We start from the raw sequence: 14,086 nt of genomic DNA on the forward strand, positions 1-14,086 counted from the left end.
TACAGAAAGATACATTAATTTTTGTTGATAATGATAACATATGATGACGATAGTATAATGATATGATGTGGTAAAATTACTTTTAATTGATAAATAAGAAACCATGATTAATAGAGATAGTATTGATATAAAAGATTTACCAGTTTTTCCGCAGGTTGCAATTAAAATATTGCAAATACAGGAAGATAATATTGACATCAGCTTCAAGGAGCTGGAAAGCATTATTTTACTTGACCCGGCATTAACAGCCAAGATACTAAAAGTGGCTAATTCAGCACTCTATGCCAGGCAACGTGAGATCACCAATTTGCAACAGGCTCTGACGTTACTTGGCTTCAAAATGGTAAAAAGCCTTGTGTTGCTGGTTTCAGCTTCCAATATTTATAGCAAAAACGTGAAATCTCAACAACAAACTACTGCAGCCACAGTTACCAAAACATCAACAGCAATGATATGGCGACATTCTGTAGTTACTGCATTCATTTCAAAATATGTGGCTACCCGTATTAAAAATGATGAAAAGAAAGAGGATGTATTTGTTGCTGGCTTGCTTCATGATATTGGCAGGCTTTTCATGATGTTTAATTTTAAGGATAAGTATGAACAATATATTGCATATCTCAACCAGATGCAATATAAAGATATATGTGAAATTGAAGAAAAAATATTTGAAATCAACCATCAGGATATTGGCAGGATAGTACTGGAAAAATGGAATTTCCCCAATGAACTGGTAGATGTGGTAGCACAGCATCATGTTGCTCAGGTTGACTCAAAATACAAGACCACTGTTCAGATAGTAGGACTGGCCAATATATGTGCAAAAATTATTGAAAAGGAAAATCTTTCAGAAAATGATAGGGAATTGCTTACCGCCTTCAGCAAGGCATTAGATATTACCCATGAAGATTATAATTATCTTACTGGTGAAATTGTCAATACCTTGCAAAACGATGAATTATATAAAATGAGCACATCTTTGATTGGCTAAACTTTTTTATGTCCTGCTAAAAATAATAAAATCAATTATTGGTGCTTTTTTATACAGGTGATAGGTACAGTATAGAGTTGTTGCTACGGATGCCAGCATGTAACTGGTGCCAGGCAGTAATTGAAAATAATGTATTGAAAATAAAGTAGCCGCAATATTTAAAACCAAATATAAACATGCAGCCATTGCAGCTTCAAATTGCAATTCCATATACAAAAGATAAATCATAAGATTAAGAGTCAACATGTGAAAGAATACAGCTATAAGCAAAATCCTCATGATGTGAATATTAATGGTATGTGAATATCCTAAAAAATCCAGTATCTGGGGAAGCTTGATTAAAATGCCAACGGTCCATATTGACTGGAAAAATACAATGCCCTTTATGCCATTTTTAAGTGATAGCAGCATTTTATTTTTTTTAATCTGTATGTAGCGGAAAGGGTCTTCCAAAATTTGTGATATGAATTCAAAAAATTTTTTATGGAAATCTGTTTCAGCTATGATCAAAAAATACACAAGCCCGGGTATCATGGTCAGGTAGGCTAAAAATACAGGTATGTCGTAGGGTATATAATAGTAATAGAGTGTACCAGGAATATGCTGGCCCTGCAAAAACCAGTAAAGCATTTTATCTGACCATATGGCCATATTAAAGAACCATCCCATTAAAAAAATCCGTTTGTGTTCTTTAAAAGAAACAATGAATTCATTATTTACAGTAAGTTTTTTAAGGGGATATGCAATCTGGGAGATAGTTATCAAAAGAAGGACTATGACAGCCTGACCAATTGTGTATCCACACAATGCACCTGCAACTCCATACATTTTACCTAAATAAAGGACCCCATAAATACTGGCGATAGTTCCTGTTAAATAGCTGAAGAAAATTTTGTAATAGGCTTTGAGCAGCGCAATATATACCAGCATGATCCACAGGATGTTAATCACAACAAAGAGTGAAACTAACGATAGTATATAAAGCATATGAAATGGTATGGATGAAAAATCGTTAAAAAACACAAAAGCAAGGGCAGGCAGTATTGAAAGTATGGTTATAAGAATTATTGCTGTCAGCAGTGCTGAAGGGATGGTTTCATAGTTTTCAATATATAACTGATCAGCAATATAGCGGGAGAATACGTAATGAAAACCACCTGATAAAAATAGTGAAAACGCATACACATACACTATGGAAACAGTAAACAGTGCCGGATTGTCTGCAATTGCTCCAAATGTATATGTTTGAATAATATATATTGTAAGAACTGATAATATCCATGGGCCTGCAACAATGATCATACCCAGAAAGAAAGCCTGTATAATGGAAGACAACGTTCCTTTGTGTAAAATTTTATATAATTCAAATCCTATTCCGGCCATATATCCTCATTGTGTATACATGCCAATATATTTTGCATAAAGATTGTCATACGTTGCAATAAGGTCCTTTTTATTATAAAACTGGATAACCTTATTCCTGTTTGTAGCTATCAGTTTATTACGGTAATCAGGATTGTTGTATAAATATATAATACCCTGTGCTAATTTTTCTGAATCTTTTGGATCGGCTAAAAGAATATCATTGTAATCAAGCATTTCAGGAACATTGCCCACACGTGTTGAAACCACGGGTATTCCTGCAGCATAAGCTTCTAAGATAACTAGTGGTTGAGCTTCACGGATACTGGAAAGTACCACAACATCTAAAAATTTGTAATACTGGCGTACATCAGCCTTACCGGTGAAAACTACTTTATCCTGAATCTGGAAGTTTTCAACAAGCTTAACGCAATCTTCATAATAACTTTCCTCTTCATCAGTTGGGCCAATTATGTAAAATTTAACATCAGGGATTGTTTCTGCAACAATCTTTGCCATGATGATAAAATTTTTAACATCTTTTATGGGGACAACTCGTGCTACAATACCAATGCTGAATTCTTTGCGTGTTTCAGTTTTTAAATCTAAATACCGTTCAATTTCAATTCCATTAGGTATAACTAGTGTTTTTTCACGCTTTGCTCCCTGTGCAATTTGAATATTACGATTAACCTCAAAAAGGGATATAACACAATCAGAGTATTCATACGTAATAGCGCTTAAATCATTAAAGATGTTAATCCACATATCCCGCTGGTAGCCTTTAACCCAGGTTGCACGCTTGATATCTATCTCGCGTTCTTTGTTGTATAAACCATGCTCGGTTAGGATTACGGGTTTATTGTATTTAATCTTTGCACTGGCAGCACAAAGGCCTGCATAGCCAGTTGATATGGTATGGTACAGATCAGCCGGTGGCAGGTCCCATGTCATTATCTTCATCATGTATTCGTGTGATGACCGCCATGCCCAGTAATAGTCGGAAAATGGATATAAGGGATTGCGTATTGCATTATACTGAGTTACAATTTTAAAACTTGTAATATGTCGCTGCAGAGAAGATGGATCATAGCGATGTTTATTAATGAGCCTAAAAATATCACTGAATCTTGAAAAATCTTTTTTCTGCATCATATCATTGTGAAATAATTCAATTGTTTTAAAAAACGAAGGCTGTATTGACTTTTGGGGTTTTGCAACCGGAGCTGTCAGAAGCCTGTTAACCAGTCCAATGACGTTGGGTGGAAATGAATATTTTGGTTCGTCTTCTTCTGCAGAGATGGCAAATATGATAAAGTTGTAGTTGGTAAGCCCCGAGATTATATCCTGTATCCAGGCTGATACCCCTCCTGTTATGTATGGGTATGACCCTTCTGCTATAATACATATTGTTTTTTTTGATGGGTCAGGTTTATTAATTGCTACAAAATCCATTGATAGATTAACACCTCAGCATATTCTATATCGCTAACATCGTACTGAGAAATGATTGAAGCAATTGTTTTAATCCTGTCATAATTTTTTAAATTATAATGGCATTGAGCCATTTTGAGCAGGCAATATACAGGTTTGTATTGTAAAGAACAACAATAGGCATAGAGCGATAGTGCATATTCAAAATTCTCGTCCTGCAAATAACTGTCAGCCAGAGCTAATTTTATCCTTTTGTTTTTTGGTTGTAGTGCATATGCTTTTACCAGATTCCCGATTGCCTGTTTAATATAAAATTTCTGGATTAGCTTCTGGCTTTCCAGAAGCGCAGCAAATTGTGTATAAAGAAGCCCAAGCAAATAATGGTAAATGAAGATGTTATGAGTGGCTTTTTCCAGCTTTTTCTTAACTTTCTCAATTTTTGTTAAAAATGAATTTTCAATTGTGTTTAATCCTTCAGCAGCATACAAGGCTATTTCTGGATTGGGATCTTTAATCATGGTGCGTAAAATTTTAACAGAATGTGGATTGGGGCGCATGGCTAATTTTTGCTGAGAAAATAGACGCGTAATTTCATCAAGGTCCTGAGCTTCGTCAATTAAAGGGCGTAATGAAGTTGCTGCCATAAGGTAATGTTCTATACCCAGCAAGCCTTCAGAAAAAGCCTTGCGTAATTTATGTTGAGTTTTAACAATATAAGGATTTTCTACAACATCATGCCTGAAAAAATCAAAAGGGTTTTCAAAAGAATAGAGCTTAATTATATCGTTGCTGCTCTTTGATACAGTATAATCAACAATAAAATCATCATGAGGAAGAATGGCACTCATGCTGTCACCTATATTTTCTGCATAAGCAGTAGATTTTCGGCCAGTAGTATAAGGTCTTCTTCAGACTGATGATTGGGCCTTAAGCTACTGTATCCAATAACAATTTCAGGATTAACTATCTGGCCTTTTACATAATATGTTTTTTTGCTGTTTTGTTCAATAAGTGATAAACTGAACATCGCCGTGCCATCAAAATCCATGTTGGGTAAAATAGCTGCAAACTGGAATGTTTCCTTATACTGGAAAATAAAAACCTTACCTTTTGCAAGCTGCTGTACTAATCCGGCTATCTCCTTTAAAACTAAAAGCGCATCCTTCATTGAAAATTTTTCAACTATTTGGGCACTATTGATACATTCAACTATCAGTAATGACATGTTCAATTTGTTATGCTGTGCATTGACAAATTCTTCTTTGATAACCTCATAAAATTCGCTTATTGAATTAAAGCCCGTTATCGGGTCAACCTCTTTGTGTACTAGTGAGCTATATCGTATGGCATTGCGAATAATTGGGGCAGCAAGGTCTGCAATCATAAGTAATAATTGCTCGGTATAAAGATTATATTTTATAAAAGGTATTTTTTCAATATTAAGCGCTCCCCATACCTGATTGTCGATAGTGATAGGAACAGTAATGATAGAATTGCCTTTATCAAGTGCTTTTAAGTTTTGATATTTCTGAAGCATTTTAATAGAAAACATGGTATTGTTCCGAACCGACCAGCCAATAAGGTTTTCCGTATCAAGGTTTGAAGGGGTGCTATTAATAATTTCCGGTGTCCACCCATTGTATGCAAGAAGATGTATAGAATTATTATCACGATCATATTGCCATAATGAACATTGCAAAGCTCCGGTGAATTGTACCACCGCATTCAAAATATTAGGATAGATATTTTCTAAATTTAATGTATTTAACGCAATAATAGTTGAATATAATGATATGAGCGAATTTTGCTGGCCTAAAATGCGGTCCTGATATTCCTGATTTACCAATGATACGGCTTCAAGTTCTCGTTTAAGTTTGGCAGCCTGCTCATCAAGTTCTTTAATTGTTGCTTTCTGGTTCTGTATAATGCGGCCTAAATTATCGCGTATTTCTCCAAGAATAATGATAGCAATGAGCGATAGAAATAATAATGAAGACAGATGCTGATAAACAGCCGGTGTAGTGATCGTTGTATATAGTATGTCGGTTGAATAATACAGATCACTGATTATATTATATGATGCTATGATTATCGTTGCTATGAGGAATGTAAGAAGACCGGATTTTTTGCCATAAAACGAAGTAAAGAAGATTATAACGAAGAGATAGGGGTTGTAGTGTATAGAAAGAAAACCAATGTCTTCAGGATATTTAAGAATATTGATGGTAAGTACTGCCGTGACAAGTATAATTATTTCAAAGGGAAATATTTTTTTTAATGTTTTAACTATGGTATCCATAAATGACAATGTGCTGGTGTTAAGATGTAATAAAATGTATTGCTTAAATCTAATAACATAATTTATCAAATGTCAAGGAAATTAGAATATACACCAAATGTAAAGCAATAAAAAAGGCTGCTCAGTATGAACAGCCTTTTTTGTTCTAAAAGGTATAGTGGTTTACCACTTTTCTACCAATTCAAATAATGCTGCAGCGCCCATACCGCCACCAATACACATTGACTCAATACCGTATTTCACGCCCTTCTTTACCATCATGTTAACAAGCTGTGAAGCTAATTTTGAACCAGTACATCCTAATGGATGCCCTAATGCAATTGCTCCACCATTTACATTGATGCGGCGGTCTTTGCTATCAACTGCCCACTCTTTCTTGTCGCCAATACCCAACTGACGGGCACAATAAATAGCCTGAGAAGCAAACGCTTCGTTGATTTCAAACAGGCCAATGTCTTTAATATCTTTGCCGGTCAGTTTAAGAAGTTTTGGTATTGCTACTGCAGGTCCAATACCCATTTCATCTGGCTCACATCCTGCAACAACATAGGCAACTAATTTTACCAATGGTTTTACGCCGTATTTTCTGCAAGCTTCTTCGCTCATTAAAAGAACGGCTGCTGCACCATCAGTTGTCTGTGAAGAGTTACCTGCTGTTACTGAACCAAATGCTGCAAATGCTGGTTTTAATTTTGCAAGACCTTCGATTGTTGTATCAGCTCGTACTCCGTCATCGAAGTCCTGGATAAATTCTTCTTTTTTGAGTGTTCCATCTGGCTGTGGTACATAGCGAACAGCTTTAGTAGGAACTATCTCATCAAACATCTTGTTTTTCTGTGCTTCAGCGGCTTTCATCTGTGAGTGGTATGCAAATTCGTCCTGATCCTGACGGGAAATTTTGTAACGATTTGCAACATTCTCAGCAGTGATACCCATTGAAATATAGACATCAGGTTTCTGCTTTGCCCAGTATGGGTGTGGACGAGGCATGTTCCCGCCCATTGGAACTATTGACATAGATTCAAGTCCTGCGCCAATGGCTACATCAGCCCATCCTGCCTGAATTCGTGCAGCAGAAATAGCTATTGATTCAAGACCAGATGAACAGAATCTATTAACTGTAGCACCGCAGGTATCTATTGGGAATCCAGCCATAAGTGCTGCAATTCGACCAACGTTTAAACCCTGCTCAGCTTCTGGGAATGCACAACCAACCATAACGTCTTCTACAACCTTCTTGTCAACTTTTGCTCTTTCCATTAAGCCCTGAAGAGCAGTTACAAGCAGGTCTTCAGGTCGGGTCTGAGCAAAAGCACCTTTGCCTCTACGGCACCCAGGTGTTCTGACAGCCTGTACAATATATGCATCTCTCATAATAATTTTCCTCCTGTTTGCGAAAGATTATATGACTAAATAAATAATGGTTTACCAGTTTGTAAGATATGCGCTGCCATCTTCTGGGTATTTTCAGTCTGCCACAGTTCAACAAAGGCTTCACGCTCTTGTTTCATCCACTGTTCTTCGGTAATTTCAGTACCGCTTGGAACATCGCCACCTGACATGACAAACGCAATCTTCTTGGCAATGAATTCCATATGAGGTGTAATGTACATACCAATCCTCATGTTGAGCATTTCAGCTTCTACCATACCCATAGCTTCACGGCCAATTACTACAAACTTTTCTTTCTTTGGTGGAGCATATCCTTCATCAATCATTCTGAGTACTTCTTTCTTAGCTTCACCAATGAGAAGGTCTCTGTTGAATACTACACGGTCTTTTGCACTCAGGAAGCCTTTTTTCTGGGCTTCAAATGCTGACATTGTTACCTGAGCCTGTGCAACTGCCATGAAGCATGGCAGGAATAATCCTGCAAGGTCAGTTATCTTAGCAGCTTTTGGTACTGACTTGATGTATTTCTTCCAAAGGTTGAGCATACCTAAACCGCCAGGAAGTAATCCAGCACCTATTTCAACAAGACCCATGTAGAGTTCAGAATGTGCTACAATACGGTCAGCATTCAAACATACTTCGCAACCACCACCTAATGTCATGCCATAAGGAGCTGCAACAACAGGTATTGGAGCATATTTGGCTTTCATCAACCCGGCATGTACATTAGCAATAAACTTGTCAATTTCTGACCATTTCTTTTCTTTTGCAAGGCTACCCATGTAAGCTAAGTCGCCACCAGCTGAAAATGCACCTGGCATGCCACCTGCCTGGTTGCCTATAACAATACCAGCACCATTTTTCAATACAAAGTCTGTAGCGTCGGCTATAAAGTCAACTATCTGTCCGTTGATTGCGTTCATCTTGGTGTGGAATTCAATACAGAATACATCATCACCTAAGTCAATAAGTGATACTGATTCGTTCTTTTTGATTTCTTTTCCGGCACCTTTGAGGTTAAATAGAGAAATAGCTGCAGCGCTCTTCTTAATTTCTTTGTAGCCGCCGTTTACTAAATCATAGTAGAATTCTTTGCCATTTTCAACTTTGTAGAATGAAGTTGCGCCTGATGCTAACATCTTCTTAACGTTTTCAGGAACCTTCATTCCTTCTTTTTCCATTCTTTCAACAGACTCTTTCACGCCGATAGCGTCCCATGCCTGGAATGGACCTAATTCTAAGTTGTAACCCCATGTCATTGCATTGTCAATTTCAACTATAGAGTCTGCTATTTCGGGGATGCGGTTTGCTGCATAGATTGCACCTAATGCAGAAAGCTTCCATGCAAATTTTGCTGCCTTGTCATTGCCCCATACAATGGCTTTGATCTTTTGAGCAGCAGTGGGGAGCTTCTTTGCAGCTGATACTGATTCAAATTCTGGTTTTGTAGCTTCGCGGTATTCTAATTTAGCAGGGTCAAGTACTAATGAAAGTTTCTTGCCATCAGCAGTTTTTTCCTTCTTGTAAAAGCCCTGTTTGGTTTTGTCGCCAAGCCATTTGTTTTCAATCATCTTGTTGAACCATGCAGGAACCTTGTATACATCACGACGCTCATCGTTTTTAAGCAGTTCGTATGAGTTTTCTGCAAGGTGATGAATTGTGTCAAGACCAACCATATCAGACAGTTTAAATACAGCAGTTTTTGGACGGCCCATTGCTGGTCCCATGATAGCATCAACTTCGTCAATGGTGATGCCTTCAGATTCTAACAGCTGCATAACTGTCATGATTTCGTGTACACCTATACGGTTACCAATAAAGTTTGGAGTATCCTTTGCCCAAACAATACCTTTACCCAAGCGTTTTTCACCAAATTCTGCAATAAAATCAAGAACTTCCTTCTTGGTCTTTTCGCCAGGGATGAGCTCTAAAAGATGCATATAGCGAACAGGGTTAAAGAAGTGGGTACCCATGAAATGTTCTTTGAATGCATCGCTGCAATTCTTTGACATTTCTTTTAAGGGCAATCCTGAAGTGTTTGATGTTACAACAGCGGTTGGTTTGCGAATCTTGTCAATCTTCTGGAATAATTCCTGTTTGATCTTAAGATTTTCAACAACAACTTCAACAATTAAATCACAGTCTTTTAACTTGTCAAAATCATCTTCAAGATTACATAGACTGATTCGCGATGCATTGCTCTTATCCATAATAAGAGCTGGTTTAGCCTTCATCATGTTGTCAAAACCAGCCTGAACAATGCGGTACCGTGCTTTGGGATCCTTCTTCTCTTCATCTGTTAAATTGAATGGAACGATGTCGAAGAGGAGAGTTTCCACACCTGCGTCAGCCAATAGAGCCGCGATACCACCACCCATGATACCGGAGCCTATGACGGCTGCCTTTTCGATTCTTCTAACCATAAGAACCTCCTACTGAGATGTAATAATTAAATAAAAATTTGCATACTCCTGCATAAATATACAACATAATCCAATGATGAAATAACAAATTAAATTGTCAATATTTATTATTAAAAATCAGGGATTAATTTAATATTTTAAGTATATAAAATTTAGTTTATTTTATTTAAAATATACATATAATGTAATATGTTATTACTTCATTTCCCGGTAGCTGTATAGATAATTAATTTTTATGGCTTTAATTTATATAATTTTTTGCAAGCCATGCATCCCGTCAGTCATTGCGAGAGAAGCGAAGAAATCCCGGTGCGATGATAAAGAGAGATTGCTTCGTCGCTGGCGCTTCTTGCAATGACGCAAGGGTAAATGTCATTGCGAACGAAGTGAAGCAATCTCAGGATATGGAGAAGGATTGCCACGACACTACGTGCCTCGCAATGACGTAAGGGTAAATGTCATTGCGAACGAAGTGAAGCAATCCCAGGATGCAGAAGATGGATTGCCACGGCACTACGTGCTTCGCAATGACTAGGAAATTTTAAAGGAGCAGTTAAATGGTGCACTTCTAACGTGAGCTTTCAAAAACAGATTACAGTAGAAAAAATTTTCTGTTGACAATAAAAGTGTGAATTTCTATAGGTGATTGTGTATACTATGTAATATGAAAAGCGGCGCCGTACCCAAGTGGCTAAGGGAGAGGTCTGCAAAACCTTTATTCAGCGGTTCGAATCCGCTCGGCGCCTATAGGCCCAAGTGGTGGAACAGGTAGACACAAGGGACTTAAAATCCCTTGGACTTACAAGTCCGTGCCGGTTCAAGTCCGGCCTTGGGCACATTGTTTATTCCCGGTAACTATCGCCCCGCATTTTTTTGTACCAGAACATACATACAAAAAGGTACAATTATTATATCCAGTAGCACATGAAAAAAGCTAAAAGGGTTAGTGTGTTGTAAGGGTTATTCGCTGATACAACATCATAGTAAACCTCACATATTTTATTAGATGATCTGTTTTTTTTAAATTGTAGTTGCATAGTCATGAATTTTCAATCATTATTCCAAAAATTACTTTTTAATGGTTTGGTACTTATAACCGGTCCCCGTGATATACTTCTGACTGTGAATATTGCTTAAGCTGATGAATATGACATAATAACGCAATTTCTTTATCAGAATTCCTTGCAATTGCATTGTCCTCAAAAGTATATTTGTAAAATGATTTTACAGGGAATGATGATTGCGCAAAAATGTAATTGTATACGTGAATAATGAAATATTGTGGAACGGTATGGTAGTATATGGGGTCTAAAAAAAGCTACGGTGGAATTTTATTATGGCATTTTCGTTATAGTGTATACGGTTTTATAGTGCGTGGATTTCTATTACAGGGTGAAGATGCAGTTATGTCAAAGCAATAAAAAAGCAAGTAAGTTTTTTAAAGCACCACAAAGGAATGTATATATGAAACGAACATATATTTTGATTTCAGCAACTGTTATACTCATTTTGAGTGTACTGGGTGGTTTTATAATCTGTTCGCGAAATGGGAAAACAGTAAAGCCAAAAACTGGACCAGTTGTAGAAGCTGTGTATGCATTGGGGATAGTAACTCCGTATAAAGAGTATAGCCTGCGAGTGGGGATGAGCACTAAAATTGAACGCCTCTTTGTGTGGGAAGGTGATACCGTGAGTGCAGGTAGCCCCCTGGTGCAACTTGATGGCGGTATTGTACTGCGATCCCCATTTACAGGAACTATCGCCAAACTGAACCGTAAAGAAAATGAGATAGTTACCGCACAGGAATCCATTATGACTATTGTTGACCCGCATAAAATGTATGTGCGCCTTTCACTTGACCAGGAATCCATCATCAATGTCAGGAAAAAGCAAAAGACGCAGGTAAGTTTTGAAAATTTGCGTAGCACGATAATTACCGGGTATGTAAGCCGTATTTACCCTTCGGATGGCGAATTTGTGGTGACTGTTGATGTGGACAGTTTCCCGGAAGGGGTGCTTCCGTATATGACCTGTGATGTGGCAATAGTAGTGAGGGAAAAAGAAAATGCACTGTTTGTGCCGGAAAATGCGGTTAAAGCTAACATGGTGCGTATACTAAGAGATGGGAAGGAATATACAGTAAAGGTTACAACGCGGAAATGTAAAGATGGCTGGCTTGAGGTACTTGAAGGTGATGTAAAGCCTGAAGATATCATTGTTATACGGTAAATAATGCCATGTTTGAATTAGCCATAAAATATATTTTTTCCCGAAAACTGCAATCATTGCTCATGCTCATTGGTGTAGCGTTTGGATGTGGTGGGTATATTGTGTTTACGTCCATACAGACAGGCTTTCAGAATTTTTTAAAAGAGCGATTGATAGAAAATAACGGACATATAACCATACGTAGCAGGGAAGATTACATTACGCCTGAGTCGTTAGAAGGAGTATTTTTTAAAGGCAAATATATCTTCTGGATTGCAGAGCCCTCAGGGAAGCGTTCCCATGATTATCTTCAGAGCGCATGGTACTGGCAAAAGCGCCTGGAAAAGCTTCCCTACGTTGTGGCAAACACACGGCGTATAGAAGCAACCACCACGTGTAGTCGGGGCTCGTTTTCACGTTCTGTTTCTTTGCGCGGGATAGATCCTGTTAATGAGCCAAAGGTAACCAATATAACAGAAGATATACTAGAAGGCAAATTGCAAATGCTTTCAAGTGGCAATAACATGGTCATTGTGGGGGTTGAGCTTTTAAAGTTTTTAGGTGCAAAAGTAAATGATACTATTAATATCATTAATCCCAATGGACATGTGTATCCTGTAAAGGTAGTGGGAATCTATTCGTCAGGTGACAGGCGCAACGATGAATCATTGATTTTAGGTTCCATTACCACAGTACAGAATATTTTAGAAAGCCCAGGTAAAATCACAAAGATAGTGGTTAAAACGATTGATGCCAACAAAGCAGCGTTATTTGCTCAGGAGCTATCGCACTATAGTTATGATAAAGTGGAAAGCTGGGATCAGGTCAACGTCAATTTTTTAAGTATGACAAAGCAACAGTCGCTTATTCGCCAAATAACCATGTTCACTTTTATTCTGGTGGTTTCTTTTGGTATTTATAATGTGCTCAACATGATGGTGCATCAAAAACAGCGTGAAATAGCAATACTGAGATCTATTGGCTATACCAGTGGTGATACAGTGATTTTATTTTTATTGCAGGGAGCGCTTATCAGTGTGGTGGGTGGAATTATTGGGCTTATTATTGGGTATGCTGCCTGCAGTTATATCCAGACCATAAAATTACCCGGAAGGCCCATGATGGTGGCCTGGGATGTGGCAATCTATGTGTGGGGGTTTATGCTGGTAGTTACTTCTGCGCTTATTGCAAGCTTTTTACCGGCAAAGAATGCAGGCCGCCTATCGCCTATTGAGATTATCAGGAGAACCGAATAATGCTGGCCATAGAAGCACATAATGTGGTGAAAAGATTTGGTGATTTCACTGCATTGAAATCATTAACGCTGGCAATCAAAAAAGGCCAGTTTGTGGCTATCACTGGAAAATCAGGCTCGGGTAAATCAACATTGTTTTACTCATTAAGCGGACTTGATGTGATTGACAGCGGCAATGTAACGGTTCTTGGGAGCAATATTCACAGTTTGACTGAAGAAGAATTGCATGATTTCAGGAACACAAAAATGGGTTTTGTGTTTCAGTTTCATTATCTTGTTTCTGAGCTGACGGGACTTGAAAATATTTTATTGCCTGCTAAAAAGAAAAATCTGCATAAGGAAAAATATGATTATGCTCTCTATCTTTTAGATTATTTTGCGATAGCTCATTGTAAAAACAAATTGCCGTCACAGATGTCCGGTGGTGAGAGGCAGCGTGTTGCTGTTGCCCGCTCGCTCATCATGAGTCCGGATATAATCTTTGCTGATGAGCCCACCGGCAACTTAGATTCAATCAACAGTGAGATAGTAATGAATATATTCCGTGAGATAAATAAAAAGAACGGCACCACCATTATTTTAATTACACATGATGATGAGTACGCCCATCTGGCCGACAGAGAAATCCGTTTAAAAGATGGTGAGATTGAGTCGGACATATCTCATAATCGGAGGGGAAAATTATGATGCGCGGTACACAAACGGTTTTTTGCACAATTTAG

At 37.8% G+C, this 14,086-nt stretch carries 10 protein-coding genes and 2 tRNA genes; 6 read left to right on the top strand and 6 right to left on the bottom strand.

The window, feature by feature from the left end; translation table 11 throughout:
• The first annotated feature begins 103 nt into the window (after nucleotides 1-103).
• Nucleotides 104-991, top strand: coding sequence for an HDOD domain-containing protein (locus tag AB1444_06205; GenBank protein MEW6526246.1), 888 nt, complete (start codon nucleotides 104-106; stop codon nucleotides 989-991).
• A gap of 6 nt (nucleotides 992-997) precedes the next feature.
• Here AB1444_06205 and pelG read toward each other — a convergent pair whose 3' ends face one another.
• The 6 genes from pelG to AB1444_06235 all read right to left on the bottom strand — a co-directional run bounded on the left by pelG (nucleotide 998) and on the right by AB1444_06235 (nucleotide 9,901).
• Nucleotides 998-2,374, bottom strand: a complete 1,377-nt coding sequence (gene pelG / locus AB1444_06210) for an exopolysaccharide Pel transporter PelG (GenBank protein MEW6526247.1) — start codon at nucleotides 2,372-2,374, stop codon at nucleotides 998-1,000.
• 6 nt (nucleotides 2,375-2,380) lie between these two features.
• Nucleotides 2,381-3,808 carry a GT4 family glycosyltransferase PelF gene (gene pelF, locus AB1444_06215; GenBank protein ID MEW6526248.1) on the bottom strand — a complete coding sequence of 476 codons (1,428 nt, stop codon included), beginning with the start codon at nucleotides 3,806-3,808 and terminating at the stop codon, nucleotides 2,381-2,383.
• A complete protein-coding gene (locus AB1444_06220; protein MEW6526249.1) occupies nucleotides 3,796-4,635 on the bottom strand; it encodes a hypothetical protein in 840 nt (279 codons plus the stop codon). The genes pelF and AB1444_06220 overlap by 13 nt, the downstream gene beginning before the upstream one ends.
• An 8-nt stretch (nucleotides 4,636-4,643) precedes the next feature.
• Nucleotides 4,644-6,086 (bottom strand): GAF domain-containing protein, encoded by a 1,443-nt coding sequence (locus tag AB1444_06225; protein ID MEW6526250.1) that lies wholly within the window; start codon nucleotides 6,084-6,086, stop codon nucleotides 4,644-4,646.
• A 162-nt stretch (nucleotides 6,087-6,248) separates the two neighbouring features.
• Nucleotides 6,249-7,460, bottom strand: coding sequence for a thiolase family protein (locus AB1444_06230; GenBank protein ID MEW6526251.1), 1,212 nt, complete (start codon nucleotides 7,458-7,460; stop codon nucleotides 6,249-6,251).
• Between the two features lie 35 nt (nucleotides 7,461-7,495).
• Entirely contained in the window at nucleotides 7,496-9,901 is a 2,406-nt protein-coding gene (locus tag AB1444_06235) for a 3-hydroxyacyl-CoA dehydrogenase/enoyl-CoA hydratase family protein (GenBank protein ID MEW6526252.1), read from the bottom strand.
• Nucleotides 9,902-10,574: 673 nt separating this feature from the next.
• Here AB1444_06235 and AB1444_06240 point away from each other — a divergent pair.
• The 5 genes from AB1444_06240 (at nucleotide 10,575) to AB1444_06260 (ending at nucleotide 14,051) form a co-directional block, all read left to right on the top strand.
• Nucleotides 10,575-10,647, top strand: a tRNA-Cys gene (locus AB1444_06240).
• A gap of 4 nt (nucleotides 10,648-10,651) precedes the next feature.
• Nucleotides 10,652-10,737, top strand: a tRNA-Leu gene (locus AB1444_06245).
• A 628-nt stretch (nucleotides 10,738-11,365) separates the two neighbouring features.
• Entirely contained in the window at nucleotides 11,366-12,130 is a 765-nt protein-coding gene (locus AB1444_06250; GenBank protein MEW6526253.1) for an HlyD family efflux transporter periplasmic adaptor subunit, read from the top strand.
• 8 nt (nucleotides 12,131-12,138) lie between these two features.
• Nucleotides 12,139-13,365: an FtsX-like permease family protein gene (locus AB1444_06255; GenBank protein MEW6526254.1), complete on the top strand. Its 1,227-nt coding sequence runs from the start codon at nucleotides 12,139-12,141 to the stop codon at nucleotides 13,363-13,365.
• Nucleotides 13,365-14,051, top strand: a complete 687-nt coding sequence (locus tag AB1444_06260; protein ID MEW6526255.1) for an ABC transporter ATP-binding protein — start codon at nucleotides 13,365-13,367, stop codon at nucleotides 14,049-14,051. The genes AB1444_06255 and AB1444_06260 overlap by 1 nt, the downstream gene beginning before the upstream one ends.
• Nucleotides 14,052-14,086 lie beyond the last annotated feature (35 nt).

Source organism: Spirochaetota bacterium (assembly GCA_040756435.1).
Taxonomy (GTDB): domain Bacteria; phylum Spirochaetota; class UBA4802; order UBA4802; family UB4802; genus UBA4802.